The sequence below is a fragment of the Streptomyces sp. NPDC051183 genome, from assembly GCF_040682455.1.
Classification (GTDB): Bacteria; Actinomycetota; Actinomycetes; order Streptomycetales; family Streptomycetaceae; genus Streptomyces.
In genome coordinates this window covers 1-25168 of sequence record NZ_JBFBBA010000034.1, presented here as the reverse complement: position 1 = coordinate 25168, position 25168 = coordinate 1, and the positions used below count along the sequence as shown (strand labels likewise).

The window sequence follows — 25168 nt, the reverse complement described above, 5'->3', positions numbered from 1 at the left end:
AGCGACCGCCCGGCACCCGGGGCCGGTACCGGACGGCCGTCGGGGCAGCGGTCAGTCGACCTGCAGCTCGCCCATCCGGCTCCAGCCGGTGGCGCCCTCGATGGTGGTGCTGACGATGTCGGGCGTACGGGTGACCAGCGGGCGCATGGTCTCCAGGGCCGCGCTGAAGTGCTCCGAGCTGACGTGCGCGTGCGCGGCGTCGTCCTGGAACGCCTCGACCAGGACGTAGGTGTCCGGCTCCTCCAGGCTGCGGGACCACTCGAACCACAGGTTGCCGGGCTCGGCACGGGTGGCGCGGGTGAAGTCCGCGACCTTCTCGGGCCACTGCTCCACGTATTCGGGCTTGACGTCGAATTTCACCACAATGAAGATCATTCGATCATTGTAGGCGCCACCGAAGGTCAAGCCGTTTGCGGCGCTACCACCCGCCCCCGTTTGTCGTTTGAAGTCTCGTCACTCGGAGGGAGAACCATGACGGTCACGAGGTCCGCCGTACTGTCCGCGACGCTCCTCGCGGGCCTGCTGGGCGGTACGGGCACACTTGCCGACACGCCGGAGCGCAGCTCGGGCCTGCTCTCCAACGGGGTCGCGACCGAGGCCGTCACCCCGTCGCAGTCGGTCGACGCGTCGTACGTGCCGGGCGGCAACGTACTGCGCCTGCCCTCGGGCAAGTGGCGCTACCTGCCCGCGGGCGCGACGAAGTCCGTGGTCGTGGACGCCGGTGACGCGGGCGCCCTGGAGCAGGTCGCCGCCTCCCGGGCCTGGCTCGCGTCGGGCCGGGTTCCGGGCGCGCCCGGGCTCCGCCGCGAGAGCGCGGAGCGCGCCCTGCTGTCGATGCGGGCGCTGCTCCAGCCGAACGGCTCCTTCGCCGCGGCCTGGTACCCGTTCTGGGACTTCTCCTGGCCCCGGGATTCGAGCTTCGCCGTCGCCGCGTTCGCGCACACCGGCCACGACGAGGAGGCGTACAGGATCCTGCGGTACAACTCCGCGACGCAGCGGGCGGACGGCACCTGGGAGGCCCGGACCCGCCTCGACGGCTCGGGGCCCCCGGACGCCCGGCCGTGGCAGTTGGACGCGAACGGCTGGGTGCCCTGGGCCGCCTGGCAGTGGTACCGGGCGGCGCCGGCGGCGGACCGTGACGGCCGGCTGGAGATCCTCTACCCCACGATCCGCAAGGCGGCCGACTACGCGGCCGGCTCCCTGGACGCCGACGGCCTGCCGCCCGCCTCCCCCGACTACTGGGAACTCCCCACCGCCACGGTCAACATCGGCACGGCGGCGCCCCTGCTGGCCGGCCTCAACTCCTCAGCCGACCTCGCCCGCAGCCTGGGCCGCGCCGAGGACGCCGCGCGCTGGAGCGACGCCGCCCGGCGCCTCTCCGCCGGGATCGCCGCACGGTTCGCCCCGGTCGGCTACCAGCGCACCGCCGACGGCCTGCACGGCCGCGACAGCGCCGTCGCCTTCATGGCGCCGCCGTTCAACACCGCGCCCGCCGACCTGCCCACGGCGCTGGACGAGACCTACAGGGCGCTGCTGCGCCCCAACGGCGGGCTGGTCCCGGGCAACGACCCCGCCACCCGCTGGGGAGACATCACCTGGACCGCCAGCACTTCGTTCTTCGCGCTCGCCTGGTCCGGAACCGGCGAGGGGGCCAAGGCGGGCGATGTGATCGACTGGGTGCTGTCCAAGCGCAACACCCTGGGCGAACTCCCGGAAACCGTCAGCGCGGACGGACGCCCCAAAGCCGTCGTCCCGCTCGGCTGGACCGACGCGATCGTCCTCATCGCCCTCCTCGGGGCCGACGGCACGCCCCTGCCCACCCCGCCCCTGCACACGCCGCCCCCGGCCCGGCAGCCGCAGGCCGGGTAGGGCCGGCCGGGAGGAAACCGCGGGAAATTCAGCGGTTCTTGAAGGGTCGGCCCGAAACTTGACTCGGGCGACTAAGATGATCGCAGGGCCCGGGTACCGCATCCCCCGTCGGTATCCGGGCTCTTCCATGTCCGTGCAGAGGGGCCCCGGGTCTTCCCGGGGCCCCTCTGCCGTGCGGGCCCGCCCCGCCCCACCCCCGTGGAGGCAGAACGAGCCCGGTCATTGGGGCCCGGTCACGCGGTGAACGCGGGCGGTCGCACGGGCTTGGGGAGCCGTCGTGCCAGGTGCTTGGCCACGTCGACGACCGTGCGGTCGGCCAGGTGGGGGCCGATGATCTGGATGGCCAGCGGCAGCCCGTCGGCGGTCTTCCCCGCGGGCATGACGAGGGCCGGGAGCCTGACGTGCCCGGCCATGTTCAGCCATGCCGTCTGGTCGAAGTACGGGCGCTTCACCCCGTCGACCGTGATGAACCGGCCGGGTACCGGGGTGGAGGTCTGGTCCTCGACGGCCGCGGTCGGGGTGGCCGGGGTGATGAGGACATCGTGGGTCGCGAAGTAGTCGGCCCAGGTGCCGCGCAGCTTCTCGCGGTCCTCGTTCGCCCGCAGCCAGTCCCTGTGCCGCATGGTGCGCGAGTGCAGGAAGAGACCGCCGGGGCTGTCGGCGGGGGTCTTGTCGGCGGCCGCGATGTCGTCGGCGAACCCGGCGTCGGTCGCGGTCGCGGCGGCCGTGGCGTACATCAGGCGCTGGAAGAGCCTGTCGCTGTCGGCGAGGTCCACGGGCCTGGTGGTGTCGTCGACGGTGGCGCCGGCGGACCGTACGAGTTCGGCGACCCGGTCCAGGAGTTCGCGGGTGCTCTCGTCGACGTGGCAGTAGGGATCGTCGCGCCACACACCGATCCGGTAGTCCGCCAGGCGGCTGCGCTTCGGCGCCGGGAGGTCGATCCGCCAGGCGGCGGCGTCGGCCGGGGCGGGGGCGGCGAGCACGTCCAGGAGGACGTCGAGGTCTTCGGCGTTCCTCGCGACGGGGCCGATGGTGAGCATGTCGGAGCTGGTGAGCCAGCCGGGCGGCCGGGGGATGTGGCCGCGGGTGGGGACGATGCCGCCGCTGGGGCGCAGGGCGTACACGCCGCAGTAGGCGGCCGGCAGGCGCAGCGAGCCCGCGAGGTCGGAGCCGACTTCGAGGCTGGTCATGCCTGCGGCGACGGCAGCGGCGGGGCCGCCGGACGATCCGCCCGCGGTCCTGGTGTCGTCGTACGGGTTCTTCGTCCTGCCGAACAGCGGGTTCGAGGTCTGGAGGTCCTGGCACATCACCGGGACGTTCGTCTTGCCGACGATGACGGCGCCGGCCGCCCTCAGGAGCGCGACGGCGTCCGCGTCCCGGTCGGGGACGTGGCCGGTGAGATCGGGCGAACCGCAGGTGGTGCGCAGGCCCTTGGTTTCGAGGGCGTCCTTGACGGTGACGGGCAGGCCGTGGAGCGCGCCGAGCGGCTTGCCCGTCGCGGCGAGGTGACGGTCGGCCTCGTCGGCGGCCGCACGCGCCCCTTCGGCGTCGAGGGTGGCTACGGCGCCCAGGGCGGGGTTGGTCCTGGCGATGTGCTGGAGGTACTGCTCCAGCAGGGCCCGGCTGGTGACCGTGCGCCGGCGCAGGGCGGTGAGCTGTTCGCGGGCGGGCGCCAGGTGCAGCTCCGGCCCGGGGGGCTTGGGCGCGCCGGTGCGGGAGCGCGCCGCGGCGGGCGTGGTGGCCATGGAGGCCGCCGCGGCGATGGCCGTGCAGGCGACGAGCAGGGTTCGGCGGAGGATCACGAACGGGCTCCTGTGGTGGTGCTGCGGAGGCCGGCGGCCCCGTGGTTCTCGGGCGCGGGCGGGGTGAAGTGGGAGGCGACGCGCTGGAGGTGGAGCAGTTCGTCCTCCGTGGTGGCGAGGTCCAGCTCTGCGTCGGCGTACTCGGCGGGGGCGGCGACCGGGTCGTCCGCCGCGTGCCGGACGAGGGCGGCGCGGATCTGGTCGGCCGTGACGGCCGCGGCGAGTTCGACCCCGGTGAGGCCTTCGGCCCGGCGGCGGGTCTCGGCCTGCTCCCGGGCCGCCGGGTCGAGGTAGCGGCGCATCAGCTTCTGGCCCTGGCGGATCTCGACGCGGCGGCGCAGGAGCGGGAAGTGGGCGCTGCGGCCGCGCAGGACGTCCTGGCTCTGGCTGGCCGGGCGGCGCAGCGTGATGCCGGGGTCGGCCCGGTCGAGCGCGTGCCACAGCGGTGCCAGGCGCCGGTAGCGGACGTGCGCGGTGGTCCAGTCGCGGGCGCTGCCGGCGCGCAGGGCGACGGCCGGGATGAGGTAGCCGATCTGGGTGAGGGTGGCTCCGATGTCCCCGCACGCCCACGCGAAGTCGTTGAGGTGAGTGACGCTGAAGCCGGCTTCGGCTCCGATGATGCCGCTGATGCGGATGCCGCTGTAGCCGAGGGTGATGACGGCGCCGACGGTGACCAGGCGCAGGCTGAAGGCGATCGACCGGTCGGTGGCAGTGCGCGCGTACTTCCAGCAGGACCGCGCCAGGTAGATCTCGGCGGCGCTGTAGGTGCCGAAGTACAGCAGTACGTAGGCCTGGAAGACCGGGTCGTGCGCGTAGTACAGGGAGAAGTCGGTGGGCCGTGTGGTGGCCGGGGTCAGCAGGACGAACAGCACGGCCATGGTGGCGATGACCGCGGCGGCCGCGAGGAGCAGGAGGCGGCTGCGCCGGCGGGCCTCCTCCAGGGGCTTCGACCAGTGCGCCAGGACCGTGGCCTGGAGGGCGAGGACGAGGATCACGCAGCCCTGGGCGATCGGCACCACGATGTTGGGGACGCCGAAGACTCCGTCGACGCGGACCCAGACCCAGGTGAGGGAGACGGCGTAGCTGATCGCGGAGAAGCAGTAGGTGAAGGCGAGCGCCACCAGTGCCGGGTCGCGGCGGCTCCTGCCCAGGTCGCGGACCAGGATGAGGAATCCGGTACCGGCGATGGCCAGGCACAGGGGGTGAAGTATGTCTTTCACGGGTCCCTATTCGGTCAGCGCAGCAACGTGCGGGCTATGGGGTCGGCTTCCCGGGAGCCCTGCGGGCGGGCTGCGCTCAGGTGCTCCTGCAGGAGGGATCCGAGGAGTTCGGCTTCGAACTCCTCCGGCTCGTTGTAGCGGGTCCGGCCGAGGACGAGCTGGACCGTGGCGGGGTCGATGTCGGTGATCAGGCCGCCGAGGTTGCCGGCTCCGAGGGGGGTGTTGCCGCGGTGGCGCCTCAGCATGTGCCCGAACTCGTGGCCGACGATGACCTCGGCGTGCGCGCGGCTGATCGCGGTGTCGTAGAACACGTAGTCGGTGTCGCCCGTGGCGAGCCACAGTCCGCACGGGGCGGAGGCGTCGAGGGAGTCGGGGTCGGCCGGGTCCGAAGCGAAGGGCATGAGCCGGATCGAGCGGCCGAAGCGCTCTTCCATGAACGGCACGAGGTCCAGGACGCTGTCGACCGCGGGAAGGCCGAGGCTGTCCACGAACTCCCGGTTGCGACGCTCGGCCTCGTCGGCCTCGCGGTCGGATCCGCGCTTACGACGGCTGAGCCACATGGCGTTTCCTCTCCTCGTCGGGACGCCGGACTTCGGTCACGGCAGGTCCCTTTCGGGGTCTGCCGGCAGGCCTTCCTCTTTCCGTACGGCCTCCAGTGCCGCCAGGACCTTGCGCTGGCCGGCGGCGGACACGCCCATCGCGCGGAGGGCGATCTGCTCGACCCCGTTCTCCTTCAGCTTGCGCAGGATCTCGAACTGGGTCGCGATCTTCCGGGTGACCTCGTCCTCTACGAAGTAGGCGGCCTCGACGCCGAAGAAGCGGGCGAGGAGCGGGACCATGGTGATGGTCGGCGTGCGCTTTCCCGCACGCAGGTAGCTGATGTGGGAGCGGGTGTAACTGTCCTCGCCGTACGAGGAGATGGTGCGGGCCACGTGCGCGTTGGAGTACTCCTCCGCCCCGGGAGGGCGCACCCGGTCGAACAGGAAGTTGAGGCGGTCACTGAAGCATGCACCGGGGCCGGGAACCGGCACCGGGGCCGGTCGGGGTGAGTCCGGTCCGTCGGGCCTGTCTTCTGTTTCCGCCACTGCGTGCCGCTCCCTTTCATCGGGCGTAACTATAGTTGACGCCCGTTGCGCGTAACTATAGTTGACGTCCGGGAGCTGTTGGCGGCCGGGTCGGCTGCCGATGCGTTCCAGCGCCCCGGTCCGGGCGCGGCGCAGCCCTCGCCGGTTCGAGGGCGCCCAGCAGTACCGGAACGGCTTCGACGGCGTCGCCCGTGATCCGCCACCAGGCGTGCGCGGCCCCCACCCGGGTACCACACGCCCTGCGCCCCCTTCCGTCCGCGGGCTCGGGCCGGGGGCGCGGGACCATGGTGGACCAGTCACCCCAGACCGGCTCCGGCTGCCCACCGGCCGAGCTCCCGCTGTACGGCCGCGCGCTGCTCCGCCGTCGCCGGAGCGGCGCTGACCAGTGCGAAGTGCAGTCCCTCCGCGGCGCCGGACAGGACGATCCGGCGGGCACGCGTACCGCCGGGCTCGGGGGCTACGGCGATGGCACCCGTCGTACCGGGTCCGGTGACCGTGCCGAGGTCGGAGACGACCGTGGTGCTCGCGGGGTCGAAGCCGGCCGGCAGGTGCAGTTCCGTCGGCGCGCCCGAGCCCCCGCCACCGCGCCACACCAGTACGCCGTACGGCAGTTCCGCGCCGACCAGGCGGGCCGACTCGGGCATGTCAGCCGGCATCCGGCTCCACGTCGTCGCGGTGCCCGCATCACGGGAGCGGTCCTCGTAGAGGAACGCGAGGGTGTGCCCGGCGACCGCGCTCGGGTACAGGCGGTCCAGGAGCCGCGCGTCCTGGCGCAGCACCGGGGTACCGGCGTCGTCGAGGCGTACGGCGGACAGGTCCTCGTCGTTCCAGGCGTCGCCCGCGGTGCGGATCTTGTTGGGGTTGTCGTTCATCGCCTCGTGGTGGCGGCCGCTGTAGATGTCCCACTGCCACTGGGTCGCGGACACCACGGGTCCGGCGGCGGCCGGGTTCTGCCACCAGGCACGGCCGCCGAGGCCGCTGTCGAGCGCCTGGTACTGGCCCTTGAGCACGGACGGGGCCTTGTCGGACGAGGTGCCGGTCAGCGGGTGGCCGAACTCACTGACGATAGCCGGGGAGTTGAGTGCCGCGGCCCGGTTGCGCACGGCGTTGAAGTCCGCGGCGTACTCGCCGTCCTTCGCCTTGGTCAGGTTGAAGAAGCCGGACATCCGGGCCTGGTCGTAGAAGTGCGTGTTGAAGACGTACCGCGGCCCCAGGACCCCCACGCCGCCGAGGCCGCCGGGCTGCTTCATGAAGGAGAGGTTGGAGTTCCAGAACATGTTCGGCTCGACGAGCGCGGGCTTGGACCGCCAGCCCGCCGCGTCCATGCGCGCGCGGAACTTCTCGTAGAAGGGCCAGAGCCGGCCCTGTTCCCAGGCGGCGCCGTCCTCGCCGCTCGCGTACTGCCCGGCGTAGGGCTCGTTGTACGGGTCGAAGCCGGCGACCTGGGCCAACTCGGTAGCGTCGAGATGGGCCGCGAGGTAGGCCATGGTGGCCTGGGCAGTGTCGAGGAAGGCGTCCTGGATGCCGTTGCGGTTGGCCCAGAAGTCCCGCATGGCCTTGGTGACGGCCTGGTTCTGGGTGATGTTCTGGCCCCAGTGGGCGCAGATCCCGCAGGACTCCCGCGGGTATCCGCCCGCCTGGACCACCCAGCGCGGTGCGCCGTCGCCCGAGTACCAGCTGTCCTTGTCGAAGATGTGGCGCGAGAAGAGGTCCTGGTGGAAATCGGGGTACACGCGCAGCCCCACGGCCAGGAACTCCCGCAGCTGCGCGGTCGCCCGGGCCAGATAGGCCTCGTCGACCCGGCCGCGCGCGGGCTCGGCGGCCGCCCATGACAGGAGGAACCGGACGGAGTTGGCCCCGCCCAGTTCGCGCAGGGCCCGCGCCGACTTCCGGGCGTCCTCGATGCTCGCGAAGGGCAGGCCGCCGTTCTCGGCGAGCTTGGTCTCGCCCGAGACGTTGAAGCCCCGCAGAACGACCTCGCGTCCGTAGCCGTCGACGAAGTGCGTACCGCTGACGGTCACTTCGGCCGCACGCGCGTCGTAGGGGGCGGGCTCGGCGGCGCGGGCGGGAGCCCCCGCGCAGAGGGCGGACGAGGCGAGGGTGACGAGCACCGCGGCCCACGTCCGCCGTCCCGAACCGTGCGGTTCACGCATCGTCTGGTTCGTCATGGCCCGTACTGTCATGCGAATCTGATGAACAGTCAACCAATGCCACCGCTCCTGCGACCGCTCCACGGCAAAGGCCGGGGTCAGACCCCGGCCCCGGTGGGGGCGTGCCGCCGGCGGGGCCGGCCGTGGTTGCGGCCGCGACGGGTACGCATGCGGCTGACCCTCAGCCGGGCGGCGGCCTGCGGGTCCCGGTCGTCCAGTTCGACGAGGGCCGGGTGCCGGCCCTCCCGGCCCAGCCGTTCCGCGAGCGGGTCGCGCCGCTCCGGGTCCGGCTCCTTGGCGTCCTCGTCGAACCAGACGATCTGGGCGATCAGCGCGAGGCCCGTGGCCACCGCCGCGACCCACTCCACGGGCCCCCGGGGCAGCCGCTCCACCACCACGACCATGGCGAACGCGAACTCCCCGATGAGCAGCATCACCCCGGTACAGCCCAGGCAGCCGCGCTCGCGCGGGGGATCCGCCGGCCAGAACGGCAGGAGGGCGCGGCAGTCGGCGCGGAACCCGTCCCGGACGGCGCGGAAGCCGGCGTCGCGCAGCTCGACGTTGCCCAGGGACGCGGGCGCGGTGCGGCGGCGCAGCGCTGCGAGCAGGGCGTCCGGCAGCGGGTGCCCGACCAGGTGCGCGGGGTCGGCCCCGGCCCCGGTGAGGCTCAGGTTGCCGCGGCGGTTGACGGTGGCCAGCCCGTCGAGCAGCAACCGGGCGGCGGCGGCCTGGGTCTCGTCCTCGTGCCACATGCGGCCGACCGCGGGGTGGTACGGGTCGAGCACGAGCTCGGCGCTGCGTGCGACCGCGTCCCGGTACGACCGGGCATCGCGGGCGCGGCGCAGGCCGAGCCGCCCGTACAGCAGGGCTGTGACGGGCAGTACGACGCACGCGACCACGATGGATATCACCCGCCGAGCGTAGGGCGCGAGGCGGCGGCCGGTACAACCGGTTTCGGGCCCCGGGCTGTCGCCGCCGTGCGGGAGCCCCGCCGTGGCAGACTCGGCTCCGTTCCGACCCCGTCCCCGCGGGAGGCCCCGTGTTCCGCCGCCTCGCCCTCGTACACGGAAGGACCGCCGCCCTGGCCGTTGCCGGCCTGGTCCTCGCCCTCACCGCCGGTACGTCCCCTGCGGCTCCCTCCCCGGTGCCGACTCCGGCACCCGGGCCGCGGGTGACCGCGGTCGCCGCGGCGCCGGGCAGCACGACGGCCCTCGCCGGGTACGCGATCCAGTCGGCGGCGAAGGTCGCGGACGATGCGGCCGCCGTCTCCAGCCCCGGCTACGCGGCGACCGGCTGGTATCCGGCCGGCTCCCGCTCCACCGTCCTCGCGGCGCTGCTCGCGGCCGGGGTGTACCCCGATCCGTTCTACTCCACGCAGCAGAAGCGGATCCCCGCCGCGGACTTCACCGTGCCCTGGTGGTTCCGGTCCGACTTCACCGTCGCCGACCCGACCGCCCGTACGTACCTGGACTTCAGCGGGGTGATCTCCGCCGCCGACGTCTTCGTCAACGGCCGCCGGGTCGCCACCGCGAGCACGGTCGCCGGCGCGTACACCCGGCACGAGCTCGACGTCACCACCCTGATCGAGGCGGGCACCAATACGGTCGCCTTCCGGATCCAGCCCAACAATCCGCGCAAGCAGCTCACGATGGGCTGGCTCGACTGGCTGCAGCCGCCCGACGAGAACATGGGCATCGTCCGCGACGTGACGGTGCGCCGCGGCGGGCCGGTCGCCCTGCGCGACGCGCACGTGGTGACCGCCCTGGCCCTGCCGTCGATGTCCTCGGCCGATCTGACCGTCAAGGCCCGCGTGCGCAACGACTCGACGGCCACCGTCACCACGACCGTGTCGGGCACGGCGGGTCCGGCCACCGTGAGCCGCAGCGTCACCCTGGCCCCCCGCGAGACCAGGACCGTGGTCTTCTCCCCCGCCGACCACCCCGGGCTCCGGCTGGCCTCGCCCCGCGTGTGGTGGCCCGCCGCCATGGGCGAGCAGCCGATGTACGGCCTCGACCTGACCGCGACGGTGGACAGCGCGGCCTCCGACACCGCCCACGAGTCCTTCGGCATCCGTGACGTGCGGGCGCCGCTGAGCCCCGACGGCGCACGGCAGTACCGGATCAACGGCCGCCCGCTGCTGATCAAGGGCGGTGGCTGGTCCCCCGACGAGTTCCTGCGCTGGGACCCCACCTACGTCGAGGACCGGCTGAAGTACGCCCTCGACCTGGGTCTGAACACCCTGCGCCTGGAAGGACACATCGAGCCCGACGAGTTCTTCGACCTCGCCGACCGGTACGGGATCCTGACGCTTCCCGGCTGGGAGTGCTGCGACAAGTGGGAGGGGGAGGTCAACGGCACCGAGGCCGGTGAGCGGTGGGTCTCCGCCGACTACCCCGTCGCCAGGGCCTCGATGGCCGCGGAGGCGGCCCGGCTGCGCCACCACCCCAGCGTGATCTCCTTCCTGATCGGCAGTGACTTCGCACCGAACGAGCAGATCGAGGAGGGGTACGTCGACGCCCTGAAGGCCGCCGACTGGGGGACGCCGGTGGTCCCCGCGGCCTCCGACGCCTCCGCCCCGATCACCGGACGCTCGGGGATGCGGATGACCGGCCCGTACGACTGGGTCCCGCCCGGCTACTGGTACGCCAAACGGGCGGGCGGCGCCACCGGCTTCAACTCCGAGACCAGCGCCGGCCCGGACATCCCGACCCTCGACACTCTGCGCCGCATGATGTCCCCGGCTGAGCTGGAGACCCTGTGGAAGAACCCGTCCGCCGCCCAGTACCACCGCTCCCCCTCGGCCACCTTCGCGACGCTGGGCCTGTACGGCGCGGCGCTGGCGGCCCGGTACGGTCCCCCGACGGGGCTGGAGGACTACGTGCGCAAGGCGCAGCTCGCCCAGTACGAGAACGTGCGCGCGCAGTTCGAGGCGTACTCGCGCAATGCCAAGGACGCGTCCGGTCCGTCGACCGGAGTCATCTACTGGATGTTCAACAGCGGATGGACCTCGCTGCAGTGGCAGTTGGTGGACCGGTACCTCGACCAGGGCGGGGCGTACTTCGGTGCCAAGAAGGCGAACGAGCCCCTGCACATCCAGTACGGGTACGACAACCGCGCGGTGACCGTCGTCAACAACCGGACCTCCGCGGCCTCCGGGCTGACGGCGCGGGTGACGCTCTTCAACACCGACGGCACGCAGAAGTTCGACCGGACGGTGAGCGGCCTGGGTGTCGAGGGCGGTGGCGCGAGCAGCACGGCACTGACGCTGCCCGCATCGGTCGCCGGCCTGTCGACCACCCACCTGGCCCGGCTGCTGCTCACCGACGGCGCCGGGCGGGAGGTGAGCCGCAACGTCTACTGGCTCTCCACCGAGGCGGACGTGCTCGATTACGCGGACACCGACTGGTACCACACGCCCACCACCTCCTACGCCGGCCTCAGGGGGCTGAACTCGATGGGTCGGGCGGCCGTCGCCTCCACGGCCTCGACGAGCACGGACGGCGCGGGGGTGTCGACGACGACGGTGACCGTACGGCACACGGGCACGGTCACCACCCCCGCGCTGCTCACGGACGTCCACCTGGTGGGGGCCGAGGGCGCGCCCGTACTGCCCGTCCGGTGGAGCGACAACCAGGCCAGCCTCTGGCCGGGCGAGTCGGCGACGCTGACGGCGACCTACCGGACGGGCGACCTGCACGGCTCCGCGCCGCGGCTGCGGATCTCCGGGTGGAACACCCCGACGGTGACGGTCCCGGCCGGCTGAGCACGGAGATTGGGGGCACGGCCGACAGGCTGGATCTTCAGGGCCGAAAAGCCGCTATCCGGAGGTGATCTTCGAGCCGTACTAATGGCTTCTCACGTCACCACCTCCTGCGCGAGCACGGTCACCCCGGCCGGGTTCGTCGACGTGAGCTGGGGCTACAGCAACAGCTGCGGCACGCAGAGCTCTCCGAACATCAAGCGGTGACCCTCACCGGCCGGCCGGTGTCTCCCAGAGCCGGGCCAGGTGTGCGTGGAGCACTCCCCGGGCCTCCTGCGGGGACAGGTGGCCGATGAGGACGTGCGCGGTGAGGCCGTCGGCGAGGGCGAGGAGGGTGCGGGCCTCGTGACGTGCGTCGAGGGGCACGGCGTGGCCGGCGTCCTCGCCGGCTTCCGCGATGAGGTGGGCGAACGCCTCTTGCAGGGCCGCGTAGTTCGCCTTCAGGATCCCGGCGAGCGCCTCGCTGACGGCCGCTTGCGCGACGAAGGCGAGCCAGACCCTGGCCTCGGCGCGGTGTTCCTCCCTGAGCAGTGCGACCTCGGTGGCCGCGTGTCCCACGGCGGAGGCCGCCGACTGGGCCGGACTCCTGACGAGGCGGGCCCGTACGCGCTCGCCGATCCGCTCGCCGATCTGCCCGAGGGCGAAGACGAGCATCTCCTCCTTGGTGCGGAAGCACCGCTGGACGGCGCCCATGGACACCTCCGCGCGCGCCGCGACGTCGCGCAGGGTCACGCCCTCCAGCCCGCGTTCGTCGGCGAGGTGGCAGACGGCCTCGGCGATGAGCCGGCGCCGGCCCTCGTGGTCCACCTGTCTGGGCATGTCCGGTCGCCTCCCGATCGCGGTCCGTCGTGCGCCGATTCTATTCGATGCACCCGCATCGGTTCACGGGGTATGGTTCCGATGCAATCGCATCGGAACGACGACGAGGGAGAGTGCGGACCATGCGGGACGCCTTGTGGCAGCGGACGGCAGGCGAACAGGCCGAAGCGGTACTGACCGCGGAGGTGTCGGCCGTCGAGCTGGTCGAGAGCCATCTGGAGCGCATCGCCGAGGTCAATCCGCAGGTGAACGCGGTCACGCAGCTCCTGACGGAGCGTGCGCTGGAGGCCGCGGCGCGGACCGACCGCAGCCGGGCGGCCGGTGAGGCCCTGGGGCCGCTCGCGGGCGTGCCGTTCACGGTGAAGGAGACCACCGCCGTCGAGGGCGCGGCCACCACCTTCGGCGTGGAGCGCTTCCGGGACCTGGTGGCACCGGCGGACGCACCCCCGGTGGCGCGGCTGCGCGGGGCCGGGGCCATCCCGATCGGCCACGCGAACATACCGACCCTGATCCTGGCCGGGATGCACACCCGCAGCGAGCTGTTCGGCGACACGGCCAACCCGTGGGACCCGGGCCGGACTCCGGGCGGCACCAGCGGGGGCGACGCGGTGGCCGTCGCCACGGGCATGGCGGCGCTCGGTCTCGGCAACGACTCCGGCGGCTCGATCCGCGTCCCGGCCCAGTTCTGCGGTGTGGCGGGGCTGAAGCCCACGACCGGGCGCTTCGCCGCCGACCACCGCTTCCTCGGCCCGCAGGACCCCGGCCCGGCCTCCCAGATGCTGGTGACCGACGGCCCGCTGGCCCGGAGCGTGGGCGATCTGAGACTGGCGTACGAGTTGCTCGCGGGCGCCGATCCGCGCGATCCGCGGGCCGTCCCGGTGCCCGTACGCGGAGTTCCGCTCCCGGGGCCGGTGAAGGTCGCGGTCGTGGCGGACCCCGGCGGGCACGGCGTCCACCCGGCGGTGCGCGCGGCCGTCGAGGCCGCGGCCGACGCGCTGCGCGACGCGGGGTACGACGTCCGCGAGGTGGCGGACGTACCGAGGCTGGACGAGGCCCTGGAGGCGTACGACCGGATCACCGTGACCGAGTTCGCCCCGAACTGGCCGGCGGTACGGACCCTGCTCGGCCCGGGCGGGGACCGCTACATCGGGATGGCGATGGAGCGGACACCACCCGCGAGCGCGGCGGAGCTCATGGAGCTGATGGGCACCTGGATGAACATCCGCCGCTCGTGGGCCGGGTTCCTCGACGAGTACCCGCTCCTGCTCGGCCCGTCCTTCACCGAGCCGCCCGTCGAGCCGGGCCTGGAGTCGCGCGACAGGGCGGGCCGGGACCGGGTGGCCTCGGGCATGCGCCTGTGCACGGTGACCAGCTTCGTGGGCGTGCCCGCCGTGGCCGTGCCGACGGGGGTGGCCGACGGGCTCCCCTGCGGGGTGCAGATCGTCGGCCGCGCCTTCCGGGAGGACCTGTGCCTGGACGCCGCGCAGGCGGTCGAGGACCGGCTCGGCGTCCTCACGCCGATCGACCCGCGCGGAGCAGGTAGCCGGCCGCGATCGTGACCAGGACGGCCATGCAGGCGATGAACACCAGTCCCGCGCCCTCCAGGCCGAGCGGATCCGCCAGCACCCCGACGCCGATCACCGGCACCGAGATGCCGCCGTAGGCCACCACGAACAGGGTCGAGACCACCGCGGCGCGCTGGTCCGCGGGCGAGGCCTCGGCCACCGCCGACAGCGCGCCGCGGAACGCCAGCCCCTGCCCGATCCCGCCGACGAGCGCGCTCAGCACCACCAACGGCAGCAGTTCCCACCACAGGGCTCCCGCGAGGAGGGCCAGCCCGGCCAGGAGTCCCACACAGCCCAGCGGCAGCGACCGGCGCACCCCGACCCGGCCGACCGCGAGCTGCCCGGCGGTCGAGGCGAAGAAGGCCAGCGCGACGACCAGCCCGCTCAGGGCGCGGTTGTGCACGTCCAGCGACTGCGCGAGGAACGACGGGCTGACGGACGTGAACACCCCGAACAGGGCGAACCCCACGAAGGAGGCGGTCGCCGCAGGCCCGAAGACGGCCCGTACCTGCGCGGGCAGGCCGGGCCGCTGCGGGCGTACGGTGCTCAGCGGACGCCGCTCCCGTACGGTCTCCGCGAGCCGCAGCAGGACGGCGGCCGAGCCGGCCACCAGTACGAGGTGCACGGCGAACGGCAGGTACAGCGGCGCGACGGCGTACTGCGCGAGCACTCCGGCGAGCAGCGGGCCGCAGCCCAGCCCGCCCATGTTGGCGGCCGTCGCCACGAAGGTGGCCCGGGAGGCTCCGCCGCGCGGCGCGAGCTCCAGCACGTACACCGTGGCGGCCCCGGTGAACAGTCCCGCGGACAGCCCCGACAGCAGGCGGCCCGCGTACAGCCAGCCGAGCCCGGTGGCGCACAGGAAGCAGACGGCGCTGGCCGCCGCACACCCGAGGCCCGCCAGCAGCACCGGTCGCCTGCCCACGGCGTCGGAGGCGTTGCCCGCCAGCAGCAGTACGCCGATGACCGCGAAGGCGTACACGGCGTACACGACGGTCACCGTCAGCTCGGAGAACCCGAACTTCTCCTGGTAGAGGCCGTACAGGGGGGTCGGCAGCGTGGTGCCGGCCATGCACACGGCGAACACGGCCCCGCTGAGGAAACACTGGCGCCACCTGCGGCGATCACCGTCCATGGCGCCGAAGGTAACCCCGGCCCCGCCACAACCGCGCGCCACGTCGCCGCGCCTGTCGCGAGTACGGGCGAAGGAACCACGAAAGGAACACGGCCGGTCCAACCGGGGGCAGCCGCGCCGTCGCCGACCCGGTCCCGGCCGGACCGCCCAGTGCTACGCGTCCTGGTTGACGATGTGGCCGTCGCGCAGTTCCACCACGCGGTCGGCGAGTTCCATCAGGGCCGGGTCGTGGGTGGCGACCAGGACGGTGACGCCCTCGCTGCGCACGACCGCGCGCAGCAGCTGCATGATCTGCCGGCCCGTCTCGGAGTCGAGCTGTCCGGTGGGTTCGTCCGCGATGATCAGGGCCGGGTCGTTCGCCAGGGCCCGGGCCACGGCGACGCGCTGCTGCTGGCCGCCGGAGAGTTCGCCGGGGCGCTGGTCGGCGTGCTCGCTCAGGCCGACCAGCGCGAGCAGGGTGCGGACCCGCTCCTCGCGCTGCGGGGCGGGGACCTTGCGCATCCGCATCGGTACGCCGACGTTCTCGGCGGCGGTGAGGACCGGGATCAGGCCGAAGGACTGGAACACGAAGCCGATCCGGTCCCGGCGCAGGGCGAGCAGCCCGGACTCGTCGAGGTCGGCCAGGTCGGTGCCGTCGATGCGGACGGCGCCGCCGGTCGGGGTGTCGAGGCCGCCGACGACGTTGAGCAGGGTGGTCTTGCCGGAGCCGGACCGGCCCTTGAGCGCGGTGAGTTCGCCGCGGCGCACGTCGAAGGACACGCCGCGCAGCGCGTGGACGGCCTGCGCCCCGCTGCCGAAGCTGCGGTGTACCTGATCGACCGTCACCATGGGTTCCAGTGCGGTGACTTGTTGCTGCGTCATGGTGCGTGCTCCCTCTCGGGTCGTCGGCGTGCGCTGTCCCCGAGCGCCTCGCCTCTCAAATTTGTTCATCCGTCACCTTCCAGGCGCAAGACCCTTCCGCAACTTGATCGAATCTGACAGCATCGTCCGCTATCCGGGAGCAACCGTCCGGATGGGGGAGGAACAGCACATGCTCGGCTTCGTCATGCGCCGGCTGCGCGGGCGACTGCCGCTCGCCGCCGCCGTGTTGCTGACCGTACTGATCACCACGACGGTGCTCACCGCACTGCTCGCCTTCACCCGCGGTGTGGGTGAGGCGGGGCTGCGCCAGGCGCTCCAGGGGCCCGGCCGCGACCGGACCGTCGTCGTGGTCTCCGGGGAGCACCAGGCCGGCGCCCGTGCCAAGGACGACGAGGCCGTACGGGCCTTCGACGCCGACCTGTTCGGCGGACTGCCCGTCGGCGTCGAGACCATGGCCCGCAGCCGCTCGTACGGAATCCCCGGCGCGCGCGCCCAGGGCAAGGACGCCGACCTCACCCTGCTCGCCGCCCTGGACCGGGGCCGCGTACGGCTCCTGGCCGGGCAGTGGCCCGCGGCCGTCGCGCAGCCGGGCGGACGCGTCCCGGTGGCGGTGCCGCAGGCCGCTCTGAGCCGGCTCGGCCTGGCCGCGGGCGCGCTGCCCGCCGAGGTGCTGCTGGACGACCGCTACGGCGGGCCCCCGCTGCCCGTGCTGATCACCGGCGTGTACCGGGCCGCCGAGCCCGACGCCGCCTACTGGCGGCTGGACCCGCTCAGCGGCCGGGAGATCCAGGTCGGCACGTTCACCACGTACGGGCCGCTGCTCGTCGACGACTCCGTCTTCACCGCCGGCGGGCTGCCGCAGAACAGCCGCGGCGCGCTCCTGACCCCCGAGATCGCCGACGCCCCGGCGAGCGAGATCGCCGCGATCCGGGCCCGCATCGTCCCGTCCCAGGCCCGGCTCCTGAACGCGAGCGGGCTCCAGAGCCGCACCCAACTGCCCGACCTGCTCCACGAGGTGGAATCGGGCCAGCTGGTCGCCCGGTCCACGCTGCTGGTCGGTGCGCTGCAACTGGCCGTACTGGCCTCCGCCGCGCTCCTGCTCGTCGCCCACCTGCTGACGGAACGGCAGGAGGCCGAACGCATCCTGCTCACCGCGCGCGGCGCCTCCCGCCGAAGGCTCGGCGCGCTCACGGCGACCGAATCGCTGCTGCTCGCGCTCCCCGCCGCGGTGCTGGCGCCGCTGCTCACTCCCGTCCTGCTGCGGCTGCTCGGCGGTGTGGGACCGCTCGCCAAGGTGCCGCTGGACAGCACCGCGAGCCCGCAGCTCTGGCCGGTGGCGGCAGGCTGCGCGTTCGCGTGCGTGCTGCTGACCGCGCTGCCCGCCCTGCTGCGCGGCGCCGCGGCCGCGGCGCTGCGCCGTACCGGCCGCCGGCAGGCCCTCGTCAGCGGCGCCGCCCGCTCCGGCGCGGACCTCGCCCTGCTGGTCCTGGCCGCGCTCACCTACCGGCAGCTCTCCCAGTACAGCGGGGACGGCGCCTTCGCCGCCGAGGGCGCCGGCCGGCTGGGCGTCGACCCGGTGCTCGTGGCCGCCCCGACGCTCGCGCTGTGCGCCGGCACCCTGCTCGTCCTGCGCCTGCTGCCGCTCGCCGCCAGGCTGGGCGGACGCATCGCCGCGCGGGGCCGGGGGCTCGGGCCCGCGCTCGTCGGCTGGCAGCTCGCGCGCCGCCCCGGGCGGGCCACCGGACCGGTGCTGCTGCTCGTACTCGCGGTGTCCAGCGGCGTGCTGGCCCTCGGCCAGCACGCGTCGTGGTCCGGCTCCCAGCACGATCAGGCCGGTTTCGCCACCGCCGGCGGGCTGCGCATCTCCGACAGCGCGCTGGCGCCCATGGGCCGCTCCGGCCGGTACGGATCCCTGCCCGGCGGGGACCGGATCGTGCCGGTGATCCGCAGCCGGCAGGAGCTGCCGGGCGGGAAGCCGGGGCAGGTACTCGCGCTCGACGCGACCGGCATGGCCGAGCGGGTGCCCCTGCGTTCGGACCTGCGGGAGGGACGGCCGATGCGCGACCTCTTCGCCCCCCTCGCGGCGCCCGCCCCGGGCGGCCCGGGCATCGCACTGCCGGGCAACGCGCAGCGCATCGACATCGACGTGGCCGCGCAATCGGTGGACTTCTCGGGAACGACGGGCAGAACCCTGCTGGGCCTCATGCTGCGCGACCGGTTCGGACTGATCCACCAGTCGCCGATGCTGCCGCTGCCCGAGAACGGTGAGAGCACCCTCTCCATGAACCTCGGCACGCTGACGGACGCCCCGATCGGGTCGGCCGCCGCCCCGCTGCACGTCGCCGGGGTGGTCATCAACTCCAGCTCGCCCGGCGGGCAGCTGACGGTCCGGCAGATCTCCACCGCCGCCGACGGGAACGGCCCTGCCGTCCCCGTCGAGACGACCGGTCCCTCCGGCCCCGCTTGGAACCTGTCCGCCCCGAACGTGGTCGGTGGCGAGCCCGCCGCGAGGCTGCTGACGGACGGACAGCCGGCCGGGCCCGCCCTCTTCCGGATCGGCCACGCGGGCGGTTCGCACGTCCTCGGCGGGGTCAAGGTCACCCTGACCTCGACCGGCCCGGCCGCCGCCGAACTGCCCGCGACCGCCACCCGCGCGTACCTCGAGGCGATCGGCGCCTCCGTCGGCGACCTCGTCCCGATCGCCCTGGGCGGTGTCCCCGTCCAGGTGCGGATCACCGCCGCGACGGGTTCTTTCCCGGTGGTCGGCGACACCGCCGTGGCCGTCGACGCGGCCACCGCCGCCCGGCTGCTGGCGGTCACGGGGCAGGTGCTCCCCGCGCCCTCCGAGTGGTGGCTGCCGGCCGCCTCCGCGCACGACCCGAATCCCGCGCGGGCCGCCGCCGAGCTGCGGGCCGGCGTGGCCGCACAACAGGTGGAGCTGCGCGAGGAAGTGGCCGCCGGACTGCTCGACGACCCGCTGAGCGCGGGCCCGCAAGCGGCGCTGGCCGCACTGGCCGCGGCCTGCGCGGTCCTGGCGGCGATCGGCTTCGCGGCGTCGGCCGCCGCGGCCGGGCGGCAGCGGGCCCAGGAGTCCGCGGTACTGCTGGCCCTCGGGGCACCGCGCCGGAGCCTGGTCCGTACCGCCCTGGCCGAGAGCGGAGTGCTGGTGGGGCTGGGAACCGCCGCGGGCGTCGGGCTGGGCGCCGCCATCGTGCACCTGGTCGTTCCGCTGATGGTGCTGACCCCGACCGCCCGGCGTCCGGTGCCGTCGGCCGTGGTCGACCTGCCGGCCGGGCCGACGCTCCTGCTGGCCCTCGGCATCGCGGCAGTGCCGCTCCTGTCCGCCGTGCTCGGTGCGCGCGGTCGTCGCAACGTGGCCGCACGGCTGCGGTATCTGGAGGAGACGTGACCGGCCCCGCCCTCACCACCGGCAGCGGGCGCCGGTCCGCCGTCCGCACCGCGCCCTGGGTACGGACCCGGCTGCGCTCGGCTCCCGTGAGCGCACTGCTCGCGGCGGCCCTCGCGTTCGTCACCGTCTTCCTCGCCGCCGCCCTGCCGCGCGCCGTGGACCGCGGCGCCGACCAGGCGCTGCGCTCCTTCCTGAACCACCAGGGCCCGGGCCCGACGAGCCTGCTGGCCACCGCCGGGGCGCGGTACGGCAAGGAGACTCCGCAGGAGCTGGACGAGGTACTGACCACCCTCATAGCCCATACCGGGCCCGGCTTCTCCGTGGTCGCCTCCGACGCCGTACACGGCTCCCTCGGCACCAAGCCGCGCACGCTCGCCAATCCGGAACTCGCCCGGCCCGACGAGATCCCGCCGCTGCTCCGGCTCGCCCACCTGCGGCAGGCCGGCGCCCACACCTCACTGGTGGCCGGGCAGTGGCCGGGAGCCCCCGCCGACAAGGACGCGCCCCTCCCGGTGGCACTGTCGCAGAGCGCGGCGCAGACCCTGAACGCCCGGGTCGGCATGGTGCTGGAGGCCTTCCCCGATCTGGGCATCGCCCAGCGGGCCGAGGTCGTCGGCCTGTACAAGGTCACCGACGAGGCCGAGGCGTTCTGGGCGGACATGCCGTGCCTGGCGAGCGCCTGCCTGGCCTACAACAACAAGGGCAAGGCGTACTGGCAGACCTCGGGGCTCGTGGGCGCCGACAGCCTCGGCCGGATGAGCACCTGGGGCCAGGGTTCCGAGGACTTCTGGCGCCTGCCCGTGGACACCGGCAAGCTGCGCGCCGACAGCCTTTCGGCCGGCGCCAAGGACATCTCCTCGTACGTGGCCGGCCCCACGGCCAGCAAACTGACGTGGACCATCAGCCGGATGGACCTGCGGATCACATCGCGGCTGCCGCAGCTGATCACCGAGGTCCAGGCCCGCCAGCAGGCCGCCGCGCCGCTCGGGGCGATCGGTCCGGCGGGGGTCGCCGGAGTGGCCCTCGTGGTGTTCTGTCTGGCGGCCGCACTGACCGGGGACCGGCGGGAGGCCGAGATCCTGCTGCTGCGGGCCCGGGGCGGCTCGCGCCGCGGCATCCTGGGCAGGCTGCTCGGGGAGGGCGCCGTCACCGTGCTGCCGGCCGCCGCGCTGGCGACCGCGGCCGCGGTACTGCTGCTGCCGACCCCGCGGCTGGCCGGCACCCTGTACGCGGCCGCGGCCGCGGCCCTGTTCGCCCTGCTGGCATTCCCGCTACGGGCCGCCGTACTGCTCTGCGCGCCGCGCGGGCCGGTCGCGCGCAGGCGGCTGGTGGGCGAGGTGCTCGTGGTGGCCGCCACCGTCGCGGCGGTCCTGGAGGTCCGCCGCCGGGGTGTGGCGCCCGCCGGCGAGGGGCTGGATCCGCTGCTGGTCGCGGCCCCGCTGCTGATCGCCCTGTGCGGGGGCCTGCTGCTGGCCCGGGTACAGCCCGCGCTGATCGGGGTACTGGCCCGGGCGGCCCGGCGGCGGGCGGGGCTGGTCGGCTTCCTCGGGCTGGCCCGCGCCGCGCGGACCTCCGGCGGGCGGGGCGGGCCCTCGGTACTGCCTCTGGTCGCACTGCTGCTGGCCGTGACCACCGGCGGGTTCGGCGCCACCGTGCTGGCATCGGTGGACGACTCCCGGGTCCGGGTGGCCCGGCAGACCGTCGGCGGGGACGCCCAGCTCGCGGTGGCCCGGGGGCAGGAGCTGCCGGAAGCGCTCATGAAGGCCGCCGACGCGCTGCCCGGCGTACGCGGTGTGCGGGTGTGGAGCGACGCCGACGCCTTCCTGTTCGGCAGCGTGCAGGGCTCGCCCCGGGTCACGGTGGTCGTCGCGGAGCCCGAAGCGTACGCCGAACTGGCCCGGTACGTCGGGCGCGGCCGCTTCGACCCCGCGCTGCTCAGCGCCGGTCCCCCGGGGCCGGACGAACCCGTGCCCGCGCTGTTCAGCAGCGACCTGACGGGCCGGGCCGCCGACGGCTCGTACCGGCTGCGCCTCGGCAACGGCGGGGAGCTGAGGGCGAAGCCCGTCGGCAGCTTCGACGGGACGCCCGCGCTGCCGGGCGAGGCCCACGGCACGGTGATCCTGCCGGCCGGCCCGACGCTCGCCCATGTGCCCCAAGTCGCGCGTCCCAACCAGTGGTTCGGGATCGGAAAGGTCGAGGGCGCCCGTCTGCAGGCGCTGGTCCGGGACGCGGTTCCGGCCACGGCGGTCGACGGCTATGCCGTCCGTACCGGCCAGGAGGTCGCGTCCGCGCTGGCCGCCGATCCGCTCCAGCGCGCGGCGGCCCGGCTGTTCTGGGTCTCCGTGGCCGGCGCCGCGGGCTTCGCGCTGCTCGCGGTGCTGCTCACGCTGGTACGGGCCGCTCCGGAACGGGCGGCGCTGCTGGCCCGGTTGCGGACCATGGGCCTGCGGCCGCGACAGGGCTTCCTGCTGATCCTGGCCGAGGCGCTGCCGCAGGCGCTGGCCGCCGCGTTCGGCGGGGCTCTCGCCGCAGCGGCGGCCGTCGCCCTGCTGGGTCCCGCCATCGACCTGACCACCCTGGTCGGCTCCCCGGTGCCGACCGGGCTGCCGCTCGCCGCGGGCCCCGTACTGGCGCAGGCGCTGGGCCTGGCCGGGCTGGTGGCGGTGGCCGTACTGGCCGAGGCGGTCGTGACCGGGCGACGGCAGATCACCACCGAGTTGAGAGCAGGGGACCAGAGTTGAGCAGCGAAGCGCCGACCTACGAGGAACTGCGCCGGCAGGCGCTGGCAGCCGTCGAGCCCCGCGCGCACGGAGCGGGTTCCGCCATCGTCTGCGACCGGCTGGTCCGGATCTTCAGCGCGGACGGGATCGAGGTGCAGGCCCTGCAGGGCCTGGAGCTGACCGTGGCCAAGGGCGATCTGGTGGCCCTGGTCGGCGCCTCGGGCAGCGGCAAGTCCACCCTGCTGAACATCCTGGCGGGTCTGGACATCCCGACGGCCGGCGCCGCGCGGGTCGACGGCTACGACCTGCTGGAGATGTCCGCCAAGGACCGCCTGCGCTACCGCCGGGAGGCGGTGGGCTTCGTCTGGCAGCAGACGGCGCGCAATCTGATGCCCTTCCTGACGGCGGCGCAGAACATCGCCCTGCCGATGCAGTTGAAGGGGGGCGGGCGCGGTGCCGGCAAGCGGCACGCCGCGCAGGTGAGCCGGCTCCTGGAGGCCCTGGACATCCCCGAGCTGGCGGACCGGCGCCCCGCCGAGCTCTCGGGAGGTCAGCAGCAGCGGGTGGCCATCGCCGTGGCCATGGCCAACGACCCGGCGGTGCTGCTCGCCGACGAACCCACCGGCGAGTTGGACTCCGAGACCGGATCGGCGGTCTTCGAGGCCTTCCGCACGGTCAACCGGGAACTGGGCGCGACGGTGGTCATCGTCACCCACGACCCGCTGGTCGCCGGTGAGGTCCGTCGCACGGTGGCGATCCGCGACGGCCGCACGAGCAGCGAGGTGCTGCGCCGGACGGTCACCGACGAGCACGGCGAGGAGTCGGTGAGCGAGCGCGAGTACGTGATGCTCGACCGCACCGGCCGTGTCCAGCTCCCCCAGAAGTTCCTGGAAGCCCTGGGCATGGAGCATCGCGTCGCGGTCGACCTCGCGCCCGACCACATCGAAGTACGCCCGGACACCGAGACCGCCTGACGGCATCAGCCCGGTGTGCCGGGCGCCCCGGCGTCCGGCGCCCCGGCGTCCGGCGGCCCGGCGTCCGCCGTCTCCTGTGCCCGCTCCGTGCAGCCGGCGGGCAGCATGACGAGGGCAGTCGTACCGCCCGAGTCGGAGCGGCGCAGCCGGATGCGGATGTCGTGGCGCTGGGCCAGCCGGGCCGCGACGAACAGGCCCATGCGGCGGGAGACGTAGACGTCCACGGTGGGCGGCGTGGCGAGCCGCTCGTTGATCGCGTCGAGGTCCTGGGGCGACAGACCGATGCCGGCGTCGTGGATCTCCACGAGGACGCGGCCGTCGGGCAGTTGGAACGCGGTGCCCCTGACCTTGGTCTGCGGGGAGGAGAAGTAGGTGGCGTTCTCCAGCAGTTCTGCGAGCAGGTGCACGAGGTCGTTGACGGCGCGGCCGGCGACGTCGGTGCGGGGCAGCGACGCGAGTTCGATGCGCTCGTACTGCTCCACCTCGGACGCGGCGGCGCGGAGCACGTCGACGAGCGGGACGGGGCGGGTCCAGCGGCGGCCCGGTTCCTCGCCCGCGAGGACGAGGAGGTTCTCGCCGTTGCGGCGCATGCGGGTCGCGAGGTGGTCGATCTTGTAGAGCGAGGACAGCTGGTCAGGATCGGACTCGCGCGACTCCATCTGGGAGATGAGCGAGATCTGACGCTGGGCGAGGCCCTGGGACCGCCGCGACAGGTGGGCGAACATCGTGTTGACACTGCTCTGGAGCAGCGCCTGCTCCGTGGCGAGCCGAACGGCCTGACGGCGGATCTCGTCGAGCGCGGCGGCCACCTCCCGGGCGCGGCCGGTGGCGGGGAGGGTGATGGGCTCGACGGGGATGCTCACCGGGGAGCCGGAGACGGCGGCCTCCTCCAGGAGGCGGGGCAGTTCGGTGACGATCCGCAGCGCCATGCGGTGCAGTTGCCTCATCTCGCGCCGCCTGCGGCCCCACCGCCACCAGGCCGACGACGGCTCGCCCGGCACGTCGGCGGGGGCCGGCTGCGGGGTGTGGCCGTCCTCTTCGTCCAGGGCGTGGACGGCACGGTGCAGGGCCTGCGTGAGCCGGCCCTGCTCCTGCGCGATGGTGTAGCGGACCAGTTCGGCTTGTTTCAGGGACCGGGACAGATCCGCGACGAGGCCGTCCAGGCGTGCCCGCTCGGCCATGGTCCGCTCCAGCCGGCGCCGGACCTCGTCGGCGTCCCGGGTCTCCACCCGGGCCTCCAACTGCCGTAGCGCCGCCTCGGCCTGCTCCCGCAGGGCCCGCTCGGAGCGGAGCTGTGCCTCCAGGCCCCAGATGGTCTCCTGGGCCCGCTCGGCGCGCGCGGTCACTTCGGCGAGCTTGTCCCGCAGGACGTACACCTGGTGCAGGTTCGGCTCGCGGACCCGGCAGGCCTCGAAGTAGAGGGCGCGGACCGTCTCCCGCACCTCCTGGCGGACCGAGGTCTTCGTCTTCTTCTCGACCGCCTGGTAGAGCCGTTCCAGGAAGCCGATCTCCGGCAGCCGCTCGCCGTTGAAGTACCGGGAGAGCGTGGAGGGGTTGCCGCCCAGTTCGAGCACGAGGTCGGCGTACGTCATGTCCAGCCCGGCGTAGAACTCGCGCAGCCTGGTGACCCAGGCGGTCATCTCCGGGCCGAGGTCGGCGTTCAGGTCCTTCTGCCGCCGTCCTCGCCGTGCTTCCATCCCCGGCATCAACCGTTCCTAGTCAGTGAGCAGGAGTGAGTCTTGGGCCCATTCCTGTGCACTGCGGACATCCCGAACGGTTTTGGGTGTCCTGGTCGCCCGCGT

General features: G+C 73.8%; 16 protein-coding genes and 1 pseudogene. 6 read left to right on the top strand and 11 right to left on the bottom strand.

Annotated elements, in window-relative coordinates; genetic code table 11:
- Positions 1-51: 51 nt before the first annotated feature.
- Positions 52-375, bottom strand: coding sequence for a putative quinol monooxygenase (locus AB0M99_RS26975; protein WP_365924746.1), 324 nt, complete (start codon positions 373-375; stop codon positions 52-54).
- 96 nt (positions 376-471) lie between these two features.
- Here AB0M99_RS26975 and AB0M99_RS26970 point away from each other — a divergent pair, with 96 nt between their 5' ends.
- Complete coding sequence (locus AB0M99_RS26970) at positions 472-1869, top strand: hypothetical protein (protein ID WP_365924744.1); 1398 nt, start codon at positions 472-474, stop codon at positions 1867-1869.
- A 233-nt stretch (positions 1870-2102) separates the two neighbouring features.
- Here AB0M99_RS26970 and AB0M99_RS26965 read toward each other — a convergent pair whose 3' ends face one another.
- The 6 genes from AB0M99_RS26965 to AB0M99_RS26940 form a co-directional block, all read right to left on the bottom strand.
- A complete protein-coding gene (locus AB0M99_RS26965; protein WP_365924742.1) occupies positions 2103-3671 on the bottom strand; it encodes an amidase in 1569 nt (522 codons plus the stop codon).
- Positions 3668-4891, bottom strand: a complete 1224-nt coding sequence (locus AB0M99_RS26960) for an MAB_1171c family putative transporter (protein WP_365924740.1) — start codon at positions 4889-4891, stop codon at positions 3668-3670. The genes AB0M99_RS26965 and AB0M99_RS26960 overlap by 4 nt, the downstream gene beginning before the upstream one ends.
- 14 nt (positions 4892-4905) lie before the next feature.
- Entirely contained in the window at positions 4906-5451 is a 546-nt protein-coding gene (locus AB0M99_RS26955) for a hypothetical protein (RefSeq protein ID WP_365924738.1), read from the bottom strand.
- A gap of 36 nt (positions 5452-5487) precedes the next feature.
- The gene (locus tag AB0M99_RS26950; protein ID WP_365924736.1) at positions 5488-5862 is read right to left on the bottom strand and encodes a helix-turn-helix transcriptional regulator; all 375 of its coding nucleotides are present in this window, start codon (positions 5860-5862) and stop codon (positions 5488-5490) included.
- Positions 5863-6272: 410 nt separating this feature from the next.
- Positions 6273-8144 carry a cellulase family glycosylhydrolase gene (locus tag AB0M99_RS26945; protein WP_365924734.1) on the bottom strand — a complete coding sequence of 624 codons (1872 nt, stop codon included), beginning with the start codon at positions 8142-8144 and terminating at the stop codon, positions 6273-6275.
- A gap of 80 nt (positions 8145-8224) precedes the next feature.
- The gene (locus AB0M99_RS26940) at positions 8225-9037 is read right to left on the bottom strand and encodes a hypothetical protein (RefSeq protein ID WP_365924732.1); all 813 of its coding nucleotides are present in this window, start codon (positions 9035-9037) and stop codon (positions 8225-8227) included.
- A gap of 128 nt (positions 9038-9165) precedes the next feature.
- On the opposite strand from AB0M99_RS26940, the gene AB0M99_RS26935 reads away from it, so the two are divergent.
- Positions 9166-11889, top strand: coding sequence for an exo-beta-D-glucosaminidase (locus tag AB0M99_RS26935; RefSeq protein WP_365924730.1), 2724 nt, complete (start codon positions 9166-9168; stop codon positions 11887-11889).
- A 207-nt stretch (positions 11890-12096) separates the two neighbouring features.
- On the opposite strand, the gene AB0M99_RS26930 is transcribed toward AB0M99_RS26935, so the two are convergent.
- Entirely contained in the window at positions 12097-12705 is a 609-nt protein-coding gene (locus AB0M99_RS26930; protein WP_365924728.1) for a TetR/AcrR family transcriptional regulator, read from the bottom strand.
- Between the two features lie 122 nt (positions 12706-12827).
- Between AB0M99_RS26930 and AB0M99_RS26925 the strand changes: the two genes are divergently transcribed.
- Entirely contained in the window at positions 12828-14264 is a 1437-nt protein-coding gene (locus AB0M99_RS26925; protein ID WP_365924726.1) for an amidase, read from the top strand.
- Here AB0M99_RS26925 and AB0M99_RS26920 read toward each other — a convergent pair.
- A complete protein-coding gene (locus AB0M99_RS26920; RefSeq protein WP_365924724.1) occupies positions 14218-15402 on the bottom strand; it encodes an MFS transporter in 1185 nt (394 codons plus the stop codon). The two genes, AB0M99_RS26925 and AB0M99_RS26920, sit on opposite strands and share 47 nt — an antisense overlap.
- 153 nt (positions 15403-15555) lie before the next feature.
- The gene (locus AB0M99_RS26915) at positions 15556-16263 is read right to left on the bottom strand and encodes an ABC transporter ATP-binding protein (protein ID WP_365924722.1); all 708 of its coding nucleotides are present in this window, start codon (positions 16261-16263) and stop codon (positions 15556-15558) included.
- A gap of 103 nt (positions 16264-16366) precedes the next feature.
- On the opposite strand from AB0M99_RS26915, the gene AB0M99_RS26910 reads away from it, so the two are divergent.
- The 3 genes from AB0M99_RS26910 to AB0M99_RS26900 are packed head-to-tail and all read left to right on the top strand — an operon-like array spanning position 16367 to position 23366.
- Entirely contained in the window at positions 16367-19672 is a 3306-nt protein-coding gene (locus AB0M99_RS26910) for an FtsX-like permease family protein (protein WP_365924720.1), read from the top strand.
- Positions 19669-22413 (top strand): hypothetical protein, encoded by a 2745-nt coding sequence (locus AB0M99_RS26905; protein WP_365924718.1) that lies wholly within the window; start codon positions 19669-19671, stop codon positions 22411-22413. Before AB0M99_RS26910 ends, AB0M99_RS26905 begins: the two co-directional genes overlap by 4 nt.
- Positions 22410-23366 carry an ABC transporter ATP-binding protein gene (locus AB0M99_RS26900; RefSeq protein WP_365924716.1) on the top strand — a complete coding sequence of 319 codons (957 nt, stop codon included), beginning with the start codon at positions 22410-22412 and terminating at the stop codon, positions 23364-23366. The genes AB0M99_RS26905 and AB0M99_RS26900 overlap by 4 nt, the downstream gene beginning before the upstream one ends.
- A gap of 98 nt (positions 23367-23464) precedes the next feature.
- On the opposite strand, the pseudogene AB0M99_RS26895 reads toward AB0M99_RS26900, so the two are convergent.
- Positions 23465-24178 (bottom strand): annotated as a pseudogene (locus AB0M99_RS26895) (ATP-binding protein); the annotation flags it as partial.
- Positions 24179-25168 lie beyond the last annotated feature (990 nt).

Coding starts and splice junctions, on each gene's coding strand:
- AB0M99_RS26920 (WP_365924724.1), bottom strand. CDS start 15,402: ATGGACGGTGATCGCCGCAGGTGGCGCCAGTGTTTCCTCAGCGGGGCC.
- AB0M99_RS26970 (WP_365924744.1), top strand. CDS start 472: ATGACGGTCACGAGGTCCGCCGTACTGTCCGCGACGCTCCTCGCGGGC.
- AB0M99_RS26925 (WP_365924726.1), top strand. CDS start 12,828: ATGCGGGACGCCTTGTGGCAGCGGACGGCAGGCGAACAGGCCGAAGCG.
- AB0M99_RS26955 (WP_365924738.1), bottom strand. CDS start 5,451: ATGTGGCTCAGCCGTCGTAAGCGCGGATCCGACCGCGAGGCCGACGAG.
- AB0M99_RS26945 (WP_365924734.1), bottom strand. CDS start 8,144: ATGACGAACCAGACGATGCGTGAACCGCACGGTTCGGGACGGCGGACG.
- AB0M99_RS26930 (WP_365924728.1), bottom strand. CDS start 12,705: ATGCCCAGACAGGTGGACCACGAGGGCCGGCGCCGGCTCATCGCCGAG.
- AB0M99_RS26915 (WP_365924722.1), bottom strand. CDS start 16,263: ATGACGCAGCAACAAGTCACCGCACTGGAACCCATGGTGACGGTCGAT.
- AB0M99_RS26975 (WP_365924746.1), bottom strand. CDS start 375: ATGATCTTCATTGTGGTGAAATTCGACGTCAAGCCCGAATACGTGGAG.